The sequence below is a fragment of the Paenibacillus sp. FSL H7-0756 genome, assembly GCF_038006765.1.
GTDB lineage: Bacteria > Bacillota > Bacilli > Paenibacillales > Paenibacillaceae > Paenibacillus_AQ.
The window spans coordinates 85476-99015 of sequence record NZ_JBBOVT010000002.1; the positions used below are offsets into that span (position 1 = coordinate 85476).

13 protein-coding genes are annotated in these 13540 nt (G+C 52.3%); 8 read left to right on the forward strand and 5 right to left on the reverse strand.

The window, feature by feature from the left end; translation table 11 throughout:
- Positions 1 to 33 precede the first annotated feature (33 nt).
- Positions 34 to 903, forward strand: a complete 870-nt coding sequence (locus tag NST04_RS17010; protein WP_341185340.1) for a phosphotransferase family protein — start codon at positions 34 to 36, stop codon at positions 901 to 903.
- Between the two features lie 159 nt (positions 904 to 1062).
- Here NST04_RS17010 and NST04_RS17015 read toward each other — a convergent pair whose 3' ends face one another.
- On the reverse strand, positions 1063 to 1293 hold the full coding sequence (locus NST04_RS17015; RefSeq protein ID WP_341185341.1) for a hypothetical protein: 231 nt from the start codon (positions 1291 to 1293) through the stop codon (positions 1063 to 1065).
- A 151-nt stretch (positions 1294 to 1444) separates the two neighbouring features.
- On the opposite strand from NST04_RS17015, the gene NST04_RS17020 reads away from it, so the two are divergent.
- The 3 genes from NST04_RS17020 to NST04_RS17030 all read left to right on the forward strand — a co-directional run bounded on the left by NST04_RS17020 (position 1445) and on the right by NST04_RS17030 (position 5290).
- Positions 1445 to 2284: a DegV family protein gene (locus tag NST04_RS17020; protein ID WP_341185342.1), complete on the forward strand. Its 840-nt coding sequence runs from the start codon at positions 1445 to 1447 to the stop codon at positions 2282 to 2284.
- Positions 2285 to 2465: 181 nt separating this feature from the next.
- Positions 2466 to 2834, forward strand: coding sequence for a hypothetical protein (locus NST04_RS17025; RefSeq protein ID WP_341185343.1), 369 nt, complete (start codon positions 2466 to 2468; stop codon positions 2832 to 2834).
- A gap of 200 nt (positions 2835 to 3034) precedes the next feature.
- Positions 3035 to 5290 (forward strand): AraC family transcriptional regulator, encoded by a 2256-nt coding sequence (locus NST04_RS17030; RefSeq protein ID WP_341185344.1) that lies wholly within the window; start codon positions 3035 to 3037, stop codon positions 5288 to 5290.
- 141 nt (positions 5291 to 5431) lie between these two features.
- On the opposite strand, the gene NST04_RS17035 is transcribed toward NST04_RS17030, so the two are convergent.
- Positions 5432 to 6316, reverse strand: a complete 885-nt coding sequence (locus NST04_RS17035; protein WP_341185345.1) for a carbohydrate ABC transporter permease — start codon at positions 6314 to 6316, stop codon at positions 5432 to 5434.
- A gap of 380 nt (positions 6317 to 6696) precedes the next feature.
- Between NST04_RS17035 and NST04_RS17040 the strand changes: the two genes are divergently transcribed.
- The 3 genes from NST04_RS17040 to NST04_RS17050 are packed head-to-tail and all read left to right on the forward strand — an operon-like array spanning position 6697 to position 10109.
- Entirely contained in the window at positions 6697 to 7554 is an 858-nt protein-coding gene (locus NST04_RS17040; protein WP_445321838.1) for an ABC transporter permease, read from the forward strand.
- 41 nt (positions 7555 to 7595) lie between these two features.
- The gene (locus NST04_RS17045) at positions 7596 to 9098 is read left to right on the forward strand and encodes an extracellular solute-binding protein (RefSeq protein WP_341185346.1); all 1503 of its coding nucleotides are present in this window, start codon (positions 7596 to 7598) and stop codon (positions 9096 to 9098) included.
- Between the two features lie 51 nt (positions 9099 to 9149).
- Entirely contained in the window at positions 9150 to 10109 is a 960-nt protein-coding gene (locus NST04_RS17050) for a pectinesterase family protein (protein ID WP_341186779.1), read from the forward strand.
- Positions 10110 to 10194: 85 nt separating this feature from the next.
- Here the strand turns inward: NST04_RS17050 and NST04_RS17055 are convergent, their stop codons facing one another.
- From NST04_RS17055 to NST04_RS17065, 3 genes are all read right to left on the reverse strand, one after another.
- Complete coding sequence (locus NST04_RS17055) at positions 10195 to 10461, reverse strand: YxcD family protein (protein WP_339249069.1); 267 nt, start codon at positions 10459 to 10461, stop codon at positions 10195 to 10197.
- Positions 10462 to 10481: 20 nt separating this feature from the next.
- Complete coding sequence (locus tag NST04_RS17060; RefSeq protein WP_200869617.1) at positions 10482 to 10916, reverse strand: hypothetical protein; 435 nt, start codon at positions 10914 to 10916, stop codon at positions 10482 to 10484.
- Between the two features lie 164 nt (positions 10917 to 11080).
- On the reverse strand, positions 11081 to 11644 hold the full coding sequence (locus NST04_RS17065; protein ID WP_036701195.1) for a beta-class carbonic anhydrase: 564 nt from the start codon (positions 11642 to 11644) through the stop codon (positions 11081 to 11083).
- A gap of 232 nt (positions 11645 to 11876) precedes the next feature.
- On the opposite strand from NST04_RS17065, the gene NST04_RS17070 reads away from it, so the two are divergent.
- A complete protein-coding gene (locus NST04_RS17070) occupies positions 11877 to 13394 on the forward strand; it encodes a carboxypeptidase M32 (RefSeq protein ID WP_341185347.1) in 1518 nt (505 codons plus the stop codon).
- Positions 13395 to 13540: the final 146 nt, after the last annotated feature.

Genomic DNA, 13540 nt, shown 5'->3' on the forward strand with positions numbered 1-13540 from the left:
GCAGATCGTTCCTTGGAGAGGGGAATCATAACTATGAATAAGATTCTGAGCGGTATCCGCTGGCAAGAGCAGGGCGCAGATAGTGAACGGCTGCTGGCAAGGCAGGAAGAGGCGGCCGTTACCCCGATGAAGGGGGGACTGGAAGCTGAGGTGTGCGGCATTACACTGCCGGATAGGAAGCTTGTACTGAAAATATGGAACCGCGAGTCCCGGCCGGACGTCTCGATCCAGTATCAAGTGCTGGAGCAACTGTTCCGGCAGGGCTGCGCGGTCTCACAGCCGTATGCCTGGGGTCTAGACGCTGAGGACCATCAGGTGCTGTTAACCAGCTTCGATGGTATGCCTGTCAAGAAGGTAAAAGCGGATAGCCTTACAGCCATAGCAGCCAATCTGCTCGATGTACATAAGCTGAAGATCGATTCTTCCAGCAGCTTGAAGGTTCCTGCATATGATTTCGCAGATTACTTCTTCCCTTCCTGGGCAGAGCAGCCGGAGATCCGAACGCTGGCGCAGGAGCTGGCGGAGCGGGGCAAGCTGACTGCCCACCAGCTCATTCATGGGGATTATCATCTAGGCAATATTCTTGAGGACTCCGGGACGTTCACTATCATCGATTGGACCAATGTCCAGCTTGGCGATCCGAGGTATGATATTGCGTGGTCTATTCTGCTCTTTAGAGTGTATTTGTCGGAGCGGAATGCCAGTGTCTACCGGTCAGCCTTTGCTGCCACAAGCAGTTATAGCCCGGCAGAGCTGGAGCTGTTCGAGGCACTGGCTGCCCTGCGCTGGCTTCAGCTGCACCGGACAACGGGTGTCCCGGTTCAGCGGAATACGCTGAAGGAGATCCGGGCGCTAATACGGGACAACCGGTATATGCCGGATAGTCTGTCTGAATCCCTGTAGCGGGATACCCGGCCGGATACTCTCCCGGGCACCTGCCCTCGCAAGCAGAAACGGCTACGTCATCCTCATAAGGACGGCGTAGCCGTTTGTGTCTGCCATAAATAACACGGGTTGCGGGAAGCCCGCTTGGCGGGGGAATATAGCATGTCAGCGGTTAACTTACTTCTTATTACGCTCCGGGTTCTGCGGCTTCACGCGGGCGGGCCGGGTGACCCAGTTGCTGCGGTTCATCGGCTTGACCGTATCAATCCGCTCGTTTATCACCTCGGCGCTGTGGTCCTCTGGCGCTGCGGTCTCGGCACCAACCTCAGATTCCACGGCAGCCGGGGCTTTTTTGGACAGTCCGGCACCATTATGTTTGCCTCTGTTCCATACTCTGTTCTTGCTCATCCTGGTACACTCCATTTCTGTTCGCTTATGCTTAAACCATATCACAAGTAACAATTAGCACAAAACATTGTTTTTGACAAGTTATAAATTGTACTATTGATTTCCTTAAAGGGTAACTATAATGGTATAGAATTGAAAGGAGAGCATTCTGATGCCCATCAAGATAATAACGGATAGCGGTTCGGATCTACCCCCTGAATACACGAAGCAGTATGACATCTCCATTGTTCATTTGCCGGTCCATTTCGGCCATGAGCTGATGCCGGATGAAATGAATGCCAAGGATTTCTATGACAAAATGCATGAATCGAAGGATTTGCCTACGACTGCAAGCCCGAGTCCGCAGACCTTCCTGGACAGCTTCAAGCAAGTGGAAGCAGGCACTGACATTCTGGTCATCTGCATGTCCTCTAATATTAGCAGTACTTATCAGACAGCAATGATTGCCAAGGAGATGTACGAGGAAGAAGGACATCCGAATGCAATTGAAATTATAGATTCCAAGCTGTTCTCCGGGGGCTTGACCCTGATTGTCGCCATGGCGGCCAAGTGGTCACTTACCGCAGCAAGTCTGGCTGAACTGAAGGACAGAGTGCTGAAGAAGGTCGAAGAGACGACTGCGTACTTCACGCTGGATACCCTGGAGAATGTGATTAAGGGCGGACGGCTGAGCCGGATCTCCGGTGCGGTGGCTTCCGTACTGAACATTAAGCTGCTGCTGAAGATCAGCGACGAGGGTATTGTTGAAGTGGTCGAGAAGACGCGCGGACTGCCCAAGGCGCTGACTCATCTGCTGGCCAAGCTGGACCAGAAGCAGCATGATTATGAGCAGGCGGTAATCGCGATTGTTCACAGCAATTGTGAGACGCTGGCACTGGAGATCAAGCGGCGTATTCTGGAGAAGCACCCCTTCAAGGAGGTTCTTCTGTCCACGATGGGACCCGTGATGGGAACCTATGCCGGTCAGGGCGGGATCGGCGTGGCTTTTTAAGTGTTCTGAACGCACAGCACTTGTATAGTAGTGATCACTAAGCCGTATACCGGACTTTCCGGTATACGGCTGTTTGGTCTGCGTATGCGGATCGAAGGTACGCCGGGGAGCAGGCTAGGCACACTGGGCTGGGCAGGTGCATAGTATGAAGCAAATCCAATTACACGGAGGTCATACACCTATGTCGACAACTTCTTCCGGCACGCAAACACCGGTGATCTATCAGGCAGACCCGGCGGTGGTCCAGCATCTGAACGGGGTCCGCGATTCACTTCACCAGTCCTGTAAGCCGTATCTGAATCACAAAGTGCAGGTGCAGACCCTTGACGGTCAGATGCATGAGGGCACGCTTGCCGGTATGGACAGTAAGAATATGTACCTGGTTGTTACCATAGCCACAGATATGGGCCGCGGATATTACAATCCGTATTACAAGCCTTATCCAGGTCCGGGATATCCGGGCCCGGGCTACCCTTATCCCGGAACGGTGAACAGCAATGTGATTATGCCGCTGGTCTTGTTCGAGCTGCTGACGATTGCGTTACTCTAAGCAAGGCTCATAGCCTGGGTCATCATCGAGCTACAGCCCCACGTTGTGGGGTTGTTTTGTATGATCTACTGCGCTCAAGGAGAGGGCTGAACGGCTTCAACGAGACCTTTTGCCAATTGCACACGTGAAAATAATCATGGAACCGCATTCATGAAAGCGCTATAATTTAATGGAGTCTATCAAATCAAAGGGGAAACACAATGAGCAAAGGAAGAATGTTCTACGGCATCTTTATTCCTATATTAATCCTTGGCGTGGGACTGGTGGTCGGCTTCGGAAGCTATATCTACATCAGTACCATCGATTCAGTGGTCGGGCGGTTCTCCAGCAGCAAGCAGAGCTATATCGAGCAGATCAAGAACAATCTGGAGCACAAAATCCAAACGATAGAATACGCGTTCAATACCTATAGCACCACCAGCTCTTTTCAGGAGGTCGTGACCCATCCCATTACCGAGCAAGACTTCATCGCCTACCGGAATGTGAACTCACAGCTGAATTATATCGCCTCCATGGCGGCTGAAGGGACGGAATATTCGCTGATCAGTCTGGTGCAGAACTGGCAGATCCTGAATGAGAAGCTCAGCAATCTCAGTGCCGGGGAGGTTCAGCAGCTCCGGGAGCAATATATTGAGAATCAGGAGCAGAGCCTCTTCTGGATGAAGACGGACAAAGGCATCCGGTTCGTGAATACACTGCCGGTATTCTCCACTAAGAAGCAGGCGATTGCCTTATCCGACATTTCATTACATACCCTTAATGCCACGATAAGCAGCGGGGAAGACGCAGCCGTCTACATTTTGAACAAGCATGGTGAACTGATGTATGAATCCGATCCTGGCAAAGGGCTGTTAGCCCCGGAGCAGTTCGGCCAGCTTGCGGGGACAATCAATTCCATGGAGGACAAGGGAACGGTCCAGCAGGAGATCTCCGGCCGCGACAGTGTGAAGCTTATCTATGCCAAGTCCTCGTATAATAACTGGATCTATCTGACCGTGCTGGATCAGGCGGAGGTTACCCGCTCTCTGGAGATGACCAAGTTCGGGATCTCCGCGATGGGGCTGCTGTTGATTCTCCTGATCTGGGTGGTGGCGTATATGATCTCCCAATACTTCACCAAGCCGATTGAGCAGCTTAAGCGCAGTCTGCCCGTTATTCCGCAGGTGAACTCCAGGAATGAGCTGGAATATATCCGGCATTCAATTGACACAATTATCTCGGAGAAGGCTTCGCTTGAGAGTCTGATCGAATCGGAAATGCCCCGGCTGGAGACGCAGCTGATCCTTAATCTGTTCCGCAGCCGCGTCTCGGCGGAGGAGCTGGAGCAGAGTCTGCTCCGGTTCGGGTATAACCTGTCAGAGAAGCACCGTTATGCTGCGATGCTGATTCAGCTGGACAGTCTGGGCGGCCGGGAGGCCTCGGACAAGGATGTCCTGCTGCTTGCCGTCAATAAGATGGTGGAGGAACTTATCCCAGCACAGCAGCGATTACAGCCTATTATCCTGAACGATGATACCCAGGCTACGATCCTGACCTTCGCCGGGACCAGTGATGCCGGGATGAATAAGGAAGTGACGGATTATGCGGCAGCTCTGCTGAAGGCGGTACGCGATTATCTGAAGGTGTCGATCAGCATCGGCATCAGCAACTTTTACAGCAATCTGCTGGAGAGCAAGGAAGCGGGGGAGATGAGCAAGCAGGCCCTGCATCAACGGCTGAATCTGGGCAAGGAATCGATTATTTTCTATGAGGATATCTCCATGGTCGTCTCCGGTCCGGTGTCGCTGCATTATCCGGCAGAGCTGGAGACGCAATTGTTCAATGCCATCCGGCTGGGGGACAAGGAGCAGGTTACGGCTGCGCTCTATCCGTTCCTGGCGGAGCTGATGGGCAAGAATAAGAGCACCCTGAAATTCGAGGTCATGCTGGTGCGGCTCGTGAATAATCTGATCCAGCTGGAGCAGCATCTGGGAGTTAGTGTCCTGTTGACCCAGGATAACAATAAGCTGTATCACCGCCTGCTGGATATCCGCAATCCCGAAGAGATGGAGCGGATGCTGGTGCAGGAGGTTATTTACCCCATGATGTACAGCATGAAGGACAAGACCAGCCAGCAGTTCCGCTGTCTCTCGGATAAGATCACCGATATTGTGCACGCGGAATATGACTGTGAGCTTACGCTGGAGGGGATCGGCGAGCGGCTTCATTACAATCCGAATTATCTAAGCAGCATCTTCAAAAAAGAGTACGGCACCGCCTTCAGCGAATACCTCATGAACTACCGCCTGGAGATGGCCAAACGGTGGCTGACGGAGACGGATATGACGATCAGGGAGATTGCCGAGCGGCTGCAGTATCATAATCCGCAGAATTTCATCCGCTCCTTCCGCAAGAAGGAGCAGGTTACGCCTGGTGCTTACCGGAAGCTGAAGCAGGGGGAGCAGCAGATATTTTAGCAGGAATAGGGGCTTGGTTCAGGAGAGAGCTTGGATCAGGGGTTCATGCACAAACGGTACCGTCCTTGCTTCAAGGCGGTACCGTTTCTGTATATGTTCTAAAGTTCCGGTAGTTTCGGATGGATGCTGAACAGCGGGCCGTCAGCCTTTGACTGCTCCGAGGAGAGCGCCCTTGGTGAAATGCTTCTGTACAAAAGGATAAGCGGCCAGCATCGGCACGGTGGCGATGACAATGACCGCCATTTTGATGGTCTGGGCCGGCGGTACAATATCGACCGAGCTTCCCTCTGCCTGCATCCCGCTGGAGACAATGACGATCTGGCGCAGCAGCACCTGGATCGGCCATTTGGCCGAATCATTCATGTAGAGGATCGCGTTCATGTACGTATTCCAGTAAGCCACCGCATAGAACAGGGAGATGGTGGCAATGGAAGGCAGGGCCAGCGGCAGCATGATCCGCATGAAGATTCCGAAGTCATTGCTTCCGTCGATCTTGGCGGACTCCTCCAGACTGTCAGGCAGCGCCTGGAAGAAGTTGCGCATGATAATCATGTTGAAGGCATTGACGGCAACCGGGAAGATCAGGGACCCGTACGAGTTGATCAGGCCGACGCTTTTGACGACCAGGAAGGTGGGGATCATTCCGCCGCTGAACAGCATGGAGAAGACGACGATGAAGTTAATCGTATTGCGGGCAGGCAGGTATCTCCTGGACAAGCCGTAGGCCATCAGCGCGGTAAGCAGCATACTGACTACGGTTCCTGCAATAGTGACACCCATGGATACCCCGAGTCCCCGGAAGATGGTAGGCGTTGAGAGGATGTAGCGGTACGCGTCCAGGGAGAAGGTGGTCGGGAATAAGATGAACCGCTTGGCCATGACCTCCTGGGTGGTAGCGAAGGAGCTGGCAATGATATTGATGAAGGGCAATAAGCAGACAAGCGCAATCAGAACGAGTATGGCTGTATTAACGAAGGTGAAGATCCTTCCGCCGACCGATTCTTTTCTACGTGAGCTATGGTTCATTCTGTGATCCTCCTCGTATTTCAGTACCTCTTCACTGTAACAAGGAGCGGAAATTACGTATATAATCCGGGCATGAGGTGTTCGTAGGCCAGCCCTGTCCAGCGCGTCTCCGCAGAATAATCATTAGCCTAGGCGGGTAATCCTCAGAGGAGATCTGATCGGCCTTAACCGCGCAGCCATGCGGGTTCTGTAAACGCTATCACATAATGATTATATACGTAATGTAAGAAATTTCTTACGCTGAGACTGTAACAGGAACGAGCAAAGGAGGCAGACATGTGAAAGCAACAAGCATCACCGCAACACCAAATCTAACCATAGAAAAGGGGAAAGGCGCACGCGCTCTTACGGCTCTGAACAAATACAAGCTGCTGTATCTGATGATCCTGCCCGGGCTGCTGTATTTCATCATTTTCAAATATCTGCCCATGGGCGGGCTGATTATTGCGTTCCAGAATTATCAGCCGTTCCAGGGGATTACCGGGAGTGAATGGGTCGGCCTGAAGCATTTCATCCGATTATTTACGGAGCCTACGTTCATGCAGCTGCTGCGCAATACCCTGATTCTGTTTGCCATGAACATTGTGATTTTCTTCCCTCTGCCGATAATTGTAGCCTTGATGCTTAATGAGTTGAAGGGACGCTATCTCAAGAACTGGATTCAGACGATTATCTACATCCCGCACTTCATGTCCTGGGTCATCATTGTCTCTATTACGTATGTGTTCCTGACGGTGGATGGCGGGGTTATCAATGAGATGATCGCAAGTCTCGGCGGCAAAAAGATCAGCTTTCTCACCTCCTCCGAGTGGCTGCGGACGATCTATATCCTGCAGATTATCTGGAAGGAGCTCGGATGGTCGACCATTATCTATCTGGCAGCCATCACTGTAGTGGACCCGCAGCTCTATGAAGCTTCAGAGATGGACGGGGCCAGCCGTCTGCGCAAGACCTGGCATGTTACACTGCCGGCCATCCGTCCCGTGATTATTACTCTGCTGATTCTCAAAATCGGCAGCACGCTGGATCTCGGCTTCGAGCATATGTATCTGCTGCTGAATTCACTGAACCGCAGTGTCGCCGAGATTTTCGATACCTATATCTATACGGCGGGCCTCAAGAACGGGCAATTAAGCTTCAGCACCACGATAGGTTTGTTCAAGGGTGTTGTCGGGTTGATTCTCGTGATGCTCTCCAACAAGCTGGCCAAAAGAATGGGCGAAGACGGCGTGTATTAAGGCTAAGGTTAACTATTTCTATCTACCAAAGGAGAAGTGTTATGAACAAAAGATGGGTCACTCTACTTGCAATCGCTACAATGGCTACCACTATGCTCTCGGCATGCGGCGGAGACAAGGAAGAGAAAAAGACTGCCGCTGCAGAGGATCTGAACTCGACACTCGAATTAACCTGGCTGAATATTCTGCACACCGCTTCGCCGCCAACCGATACGATCAAATCTCTGCTTGAGGAATATACCAACAGCAAAATCTCCTTCAACTGGGTGCCCGATGCTTCCAAGGAAGAGCGGATCACTACGGCGCTGGCTTCGGGGGAGCTTGCAGACATTGTCACGCTGACCATGATGACCAATTCATCGGTTAGAAGCTCACTGAAATCAGGGCTGTTCTGGGATGTGGGGCCGTATCTCGCAGAGTTCAGTAATCTGGCGAAGATTGCTCCTGAGCTGAAGGAAGCGGCTTCGATTGAAGGCGTACTGTACGGCGTTCCTTTCCAGAAGAATCTGGCGCGTTCCGGTCTGATTTTCCGCAAGGACTGGCTGGATAAGCTGGGTCTGCCGGTCCCGAAGACGCTGGATGAGGTGTATGAAGTAGCCAGAGCGTTCACAGAGGACGACCCGGACGGCAACGGCGTGAAGGATACGACAGGCTTCGGGGACAGATCAGAGCTGAAATACAGCAGCTTCAAAACACTAAGCTCCTATTTCGGCACGCCGAATGGCTGGAAGGTGGATGATAGCGGCAAGTTTACCCCTGAATTCGATACCCAAGAGTATATCGACACGATGAATTACTCCAGAAAGCTCTACGAGAACGGATATCTGGCGCAGGACTTCGCAGTTACAGCCAAATCAGACCAGCAGCAGCAATTCGCGCAGGGTAAAACCGGGATTTATACCGGTATGGTGGACATCACCAGTCTGAGAACACTGGCGCAGGATCTGCAGCCGGGCATGGAGCTGGTGCCGGTGAATAAGATTTCTAATGGAGATGGACAGTATCATATCTGGTCCGAGGGCAGCGGGATCGGCGGATTGATGGCTTTTCCAAAATCAGAGGTGAAGACCGAAGCAGAGCTCAAGCGGCTGCTGAAGTTCGTTAATGACCTGATTGATGAGAAGGCGTTCATGCTGATGACCGGCGGGATCGAAGGCACTCACTATGAATATGATGAGAATGGCGCCTTCAAGATCCTGAACACCGAGCTGTGGCAGGCGGATGTACAGCCTTTCTCCTCTAGCAGACCTAGTGAAATTGCCTATACGCTTAAGGATGCGAACCCTGAGAAGCAGCTGGCCAATGAGCTGATCCGTGAGAATGACAAGTTCGCTGTGCTTGATCCAACCGTTCCGCTGGATTCGGCAACCAATAATGAGCAGGGAACGGAATTGCAAAAGATTATCACAGATGCTACCTTCAAATATATCATGGGCCAATCGGATGAGGCGGCATTCAAGAAAGCTGTACAGACCTGGAAGGATTCCGGCGGAACCAAGATCACTGAGGAATATGAAGCTGCATACAAACTGACAAAGAAGTAAGTAAGCAGGCTTTACACAAAGTCCGGAGTGTGAGAGAGGATGGGAAAAGGAATGCTGGTGGGCAAAGAGGGCTTTTGCGATTACTCTACCATTCAGGCGGCAGTTGATGCCCTGGAACATCTGGACCCGGACATAGAGGCCACGCTCTACATTATGCCGGGCGTGTACAAGGAGGAGGTGCGGGTCTACCGCTCCTGTCTCCGTATCATCGGCATCGGACAAGTGGAGATCACGATGAACCGCTATGCCCGGGAGCTGGATCAGCAGGGGGAGGAGATCGGGACCTTTGCAACTCCCACCCTCTTCCTGGGTGGCCGGAAGCTGGTCCTGGAGAATCTGACCGTCTCTAATACAGCGGGGCAAGGCAGCGAGGTAGGGCAGGCAGTGGCGGTGTACGCCCATTGTGATGAGACGGTATTCCGAAATTGTACCTTCAAGGGCCATCAGGACACGCTGTTCACCGGCCCGCTGCCGCCGGCTCCCAGAGAGCGTCTGCTGTTCGGCGGGGTTCCGCTGCGGGAGCATCATGCACAGTACCGCCAGTTGTACCAGCACTGTTGTATTGAGGGAACCGTAGACTTTATCTTTGGCGGAGCAGCGGCCTACTTCGAGCATTGTACGCTGCACAGCCTGCGGAATAGCGGAGGGCATGGAGGGTATATTACGGCAGCATCCACTCCCGAAGGGCAGGCCTACGGCTACGTGTTCAATCAATGTTATCTGAGCGCTGAGCCGGGAACGGCACCGGTATTCCTGGGCCGCCCCTGGCGGGAGCATGCCAAGACCGCTTTTGTGGATTGCAGGATGGGCCAGCATATCCATCCCCAAGGCTGGGATAACTGGGGCGAGCCTGACAATGAGCAGACGGTCAGGTATGCGGAGTACACTTCTGAAGGAACTGCGGCGATTCTGCGGCAGCAGCGTGTGCCTTGGGCTGAGCTGCATGGAAGCAGCGCAGCGCGGGTCGGCAGGGACGATGTATTGGCCGGGTTCCATACCCCGGAAGGATAAGAACTCTTGTGAATATGACGCAGTGACAATAAAAGGGATGACCCCGCTATCAGGGTCATCCCTTTATTCAAAAGTATCGCAACGCTTACGTGTTCACAACCGCTGTAATCTCTTCGTCCAGCTCCAGCCGTACATCTTCGCGGTAGGCACGGATGCCGTATTCGCTGTGTACGTAGCGAAGAATGGACTCAATCATGTTGGACTCCACCAGGTACTGGCTTCTTCCCTGTATCCAGACTTCTGCGGTGTAGCCGGTGTCCTCATCCCAGCTCAGTTCCACCTGGACTTCCTCCACCCGTACAGCTTTACGTTCCGCCATATGCAGGCAGATCGCATTGATAATCTCGTCCATACTGAGAACAGTAACACCCATTAGTAGCGTCCGTCTCTTTCTTCCAACCGGCGTCGCTCCTGTCTGCGCTTGAAGAAGGACATAATCAGCGTAATTACAAAGTAGATGGCCAGCATGTTAATCAGGAATCCGATGATATTTCCAAAAGCGCCCATGCCGGCGAACATTCCGCCGAAGAGGAAGCCGGCGATCCCGCCGATCATCAGGCCTTTCATCAGGCTGCCGCCGCTGAAGAAGCCGCGGTTCGCATTCGCTGCAGTTCCGTTGGTGTTGCTTTTGGTGCTATCGCTTTTTTTCACATTATCAGTGGTCGATTTCTTCGGGGTCGTTGTGAATCCCCGGCTTCCTGATTTGAAGCCCCCGCCGCGGCGGGCATCTGCGAAGTCAGGAACAGTGACGGCGAAGAACAGTGTGAAGGCCATGACGATCATCATTACACGTTTCATTGGTTTCATTGAGTACGAGAACCTCCTAGAAGTTTGGTAACACCCAGCTTACCTGGCTGTTGCCCGGTAATACGCATAGCGGAGGCTAAGGTTTCAATTTTTAATAAATAAGAATTTACACAAAAAAAGCGCGGGTCCGGGACCCGCGCAAACAGCAGTATCAGAGAGTTGCCTTAGTCCGCGTATCCGTCCGAGACAAGCTCAAGCGCTCCGGTAGCCGGATCGATGATCATGCCGTGAATAGGTACGTTTGGGGGGAGTAAGGGGTGGCGCTTAATCAGCTCCACAGTCTGAATTACCCCCTCCTCAACATTGTCAAACCCGCGCAGCCATTTCGTCAGCTTAATTCCCGAATTCTCCAGTGTGCTGAGCACTTCATCTGACACGCCGCGTTCCTTGATGGAGTTAATCATCTTGTCTGCGTTCAGGGAAGCCATGCCGCATTCATAATGCCCGACGACGATGACTTCGTCTGCATCCAGCTCGTATAGCGCAACCATGACACTGCGCATGACACTGCCGAACGGCTGGGAGATGACGGCTCCGGCGTTCTTGATGATTTTGACATCGCCGTTCTTGAAATTCATGGCCTTGGGCAGAAGCTCAACAAGCCTTGTGTCCATGCAGGTGATGATCAGCATTTTTTTATCCGGGAAGCGGCTGGTCAGATAGCTCTCGTATGCCTTTTCCTCTACAAAATGCTTGTTGAACTCCATAATGTCTGTAATCTGACTCATGAGCATGCGCCTCCTTAATTGATTAAACTGTAATCCATTGTACTGCGTCTAGCCGTGAACATAAAGGGCTTGCTGTAATCAAATATTGCAAAATCCAAGCGGAGTCTGTCTCCGTGCCTGTGAGCCGTTGACTACTTCAAATTTGAAGAGAAACAGCCCGAATTTGATTATAACGATTATAAAAAGTATCATCAAGAGGAGTAGAAAAAAATGACAAGGCAGGTGCTCAGACATGGAACAGCAGGTCCGGGAACAATGGGATAAATTCAGCGAGCTATTATCTAAAATCAAAGGCTATTATGAAGCAATTGGACTTCTGGGCTGGGATCTGCGTACAGGCGCGCCCCGCAAAGGCGTAGAGACCCGTTCCGCCACACTTGGTATGCTGAGTGCAGAGGCGTTCAAACTCCAGGTATCGGAGGAGATCGGGACGTTCACAGAGTATCTCAGCCGCCCGGAAGTAGCGGAGCATCTGGACGGTAATCAGAATAAGATTGTGAAGGATACCCGCAAGGAGTACCAGCGCAGTAAGAGTATTCCGTCCAAGACCTTCGAGGAATATTCGGTACTCACCGCCCACGCGCAGACGATCTGGGAAGAGGCTAAGGATGATAATGATTTTGCCTCCTTCGAGCCTTATCTGAGCAAGATTGTGGCCCTCAAACAAGAGTTTATTGATTATTGGGGCGTACAAGGCTCGCGTTATGACACACTGTTGGATATGTACGAGCCCGATTTGACGGTTGAGAAGGTGGATGCCATCTTCACCCGTCTGCGCAGCCGCCTTGTTCCGCTGGCCGAAGCGATCAATGCTTCGCCGAATAAGCCGGACACCGAATTCCTGAGCCAGATCTTCCCTAAAGAGCAACAGGAGAAGTTCGGCCTCTTCTTACTTGAACAGATGGGCTATGATTTCGAGGCGGGACGTCTGGATGAGAGTGTGCATCCGTTCGCAACAGGTCTGAATCCTGGCGATGTCCGCATCACAACAAACTATCTGCTCGACAATGTGACCAGCTCCATCTTCAGCTCGCTGCATGAGGGCGGACACGCCCTGTACGAGCAGAATTTCGGGGAAGAGCTGATCGGTACGCCGCTGGCACAGGGTGCCTCCATGGGAATTCATGAATCCCAATCCAGACTGTGGGAGAATATGATCGGCCGCAGCCGGGCCTTCTGGCAGCGTTACTACGGCGATCTGCAGCAGCATTTCCCGGAGCAGCTTGCGAACGTGGAGATGGAAGACTTTTACCGGGCGATCAACAGTGTAGGCAATTCCTTCATCCGGATCGAAGCTGATGAACTGACGTATAACCTGCATATTATTGTGCGTTATGAGATTGAGAAGCTGATTTTCAATGAAGGGCTTGAAGTCAAGGACCTGCCTAAGACCTGGAACGCGAAGTATCAGGAATACTTAGGTATTACACCGCCTACGGATGCGCTTGGTGTGCTGCAGGACGTGCATTGGTCCGGTGGAGATTTCGGCTATTTTGCTTCCTATTCCCTGGGTAACATGTATGCGGCCCAGATGCTGAACACCCTGCGTAAGGAGCTACCGGAGTTCGAGGAGCTGATTGCCGCCGGTAACCTGCTGCCGATCAAGGAATGGCTGACGGGCAAGGTATACCGCTACGGCCAGAGCCTGACCCCTTCGCAGATTATTGAGCAAGTCACAGGCGAACCGCTGAATCCCGATTATCTGGCAGATTATCTGGAAGCGAAGTATACCGAGCTTTATAAGCTATAAGAATTAAATAAGCCTTGCTGCATCAGCAAATGATGGCTTCTAGGCGGTTGAATGATACAGCAGCAGCCTGCCCTTCGGCGTCCATAAGCTGGAAGGACTTCGGAGAAACAGCTATAATAGAGGGAAACCGTAAACGGAAGGAATCG

Bases quoted from the DNA above. Each gene is read 5' to 3' on its own strand.
- NST04_RS17010 (WP_341185340.1), top strand. From the start codon at position 34: ATGAATAAGATTCTGAGCGGTATCCGCTGGCAAGAGCAGGGCGCAGAT.
- NST04_RS17015 (WP_341185341.1), bottom strand. From the start codon at position 1,293: ATGAGCAAGAACAGAGTATGGAACAGAGGCAAACATAATGGTGCCGGA.
- NST04_RS17020 (WP_341185342.1), top strand. From the start codon at position 1,445: ATGCCCATCAAGATAATAACGGATAGCGGTTCGGATCTACCCCCTGAA.
- NST04_RS17025 (WP_341185343.1), top strand. From the start codon at position 2,466: ATGTCGACAACTTCTTCCGGCACGCAAACACCGGTGATCTATCAGGCA.
- NST04_RS17030 (WP_341185344.1), top strand. From the start codon at position 3,035: ATGAGCAAAGGAAGAATGTTCTACGGCATCTTTATTCCTATATTAATC.
- NST04_RS17035 (WP_341185345.1), bottom strand. From the start codon at position 6,316: ATGAACCATAGCTCACGTAGAAAAGAATCGGTCGGCGGAAGGATCTTC.
- NST04_RS17040 (WP_445321838.1), top strand. From the start codon at position 6,697: ATGATCCTGCCCGGGCTGCTGTATTTCATCATTTTCAAATATCTGCCC.
- NST04_RS17045 (WP_341185346.1), top strand. From the start codon at position 7,596: ATGAACAAAAGATGGGTCACTCTACTTGCAATCGCTACAATGGCTACC.
- NST04_RS17050 (WP_341186779.1), top strand. From the start codon at position 9,150: ATGCTGGTGGGCAAAGAGGGCTTTTGCGATTACTCTACCATTCAGGCG.
- NST04_RS17055 (WP_339249069.1), bottom strand. From the start codon at position 10,461: ATGGACGAGATTATCAATGCGATCTGCCTGCATATGGCGGAACGTAAA.
- NST04_RS17060 (WP_200869617.1), bottom strand. From the start codon at position 10,916: ATGAAACCAATGAAACGTGTAATGATGATCGTCATGGCCTTCACACTG.
- NST04_RS17065 (WP_036701195.1), bottom strand. From the start codon at position 11,644: ATGAGTCAGATTACAGACATTATGGAGTTCAACAAGCATTTTGTAGAG.
- NST04_RS17070 (WP_341185347.1), top strand. From the start codon at position 11,877: ATGGAACAGCAGGTCCGGGAACAATGGGATAAATTCAGCGAGCTATTA.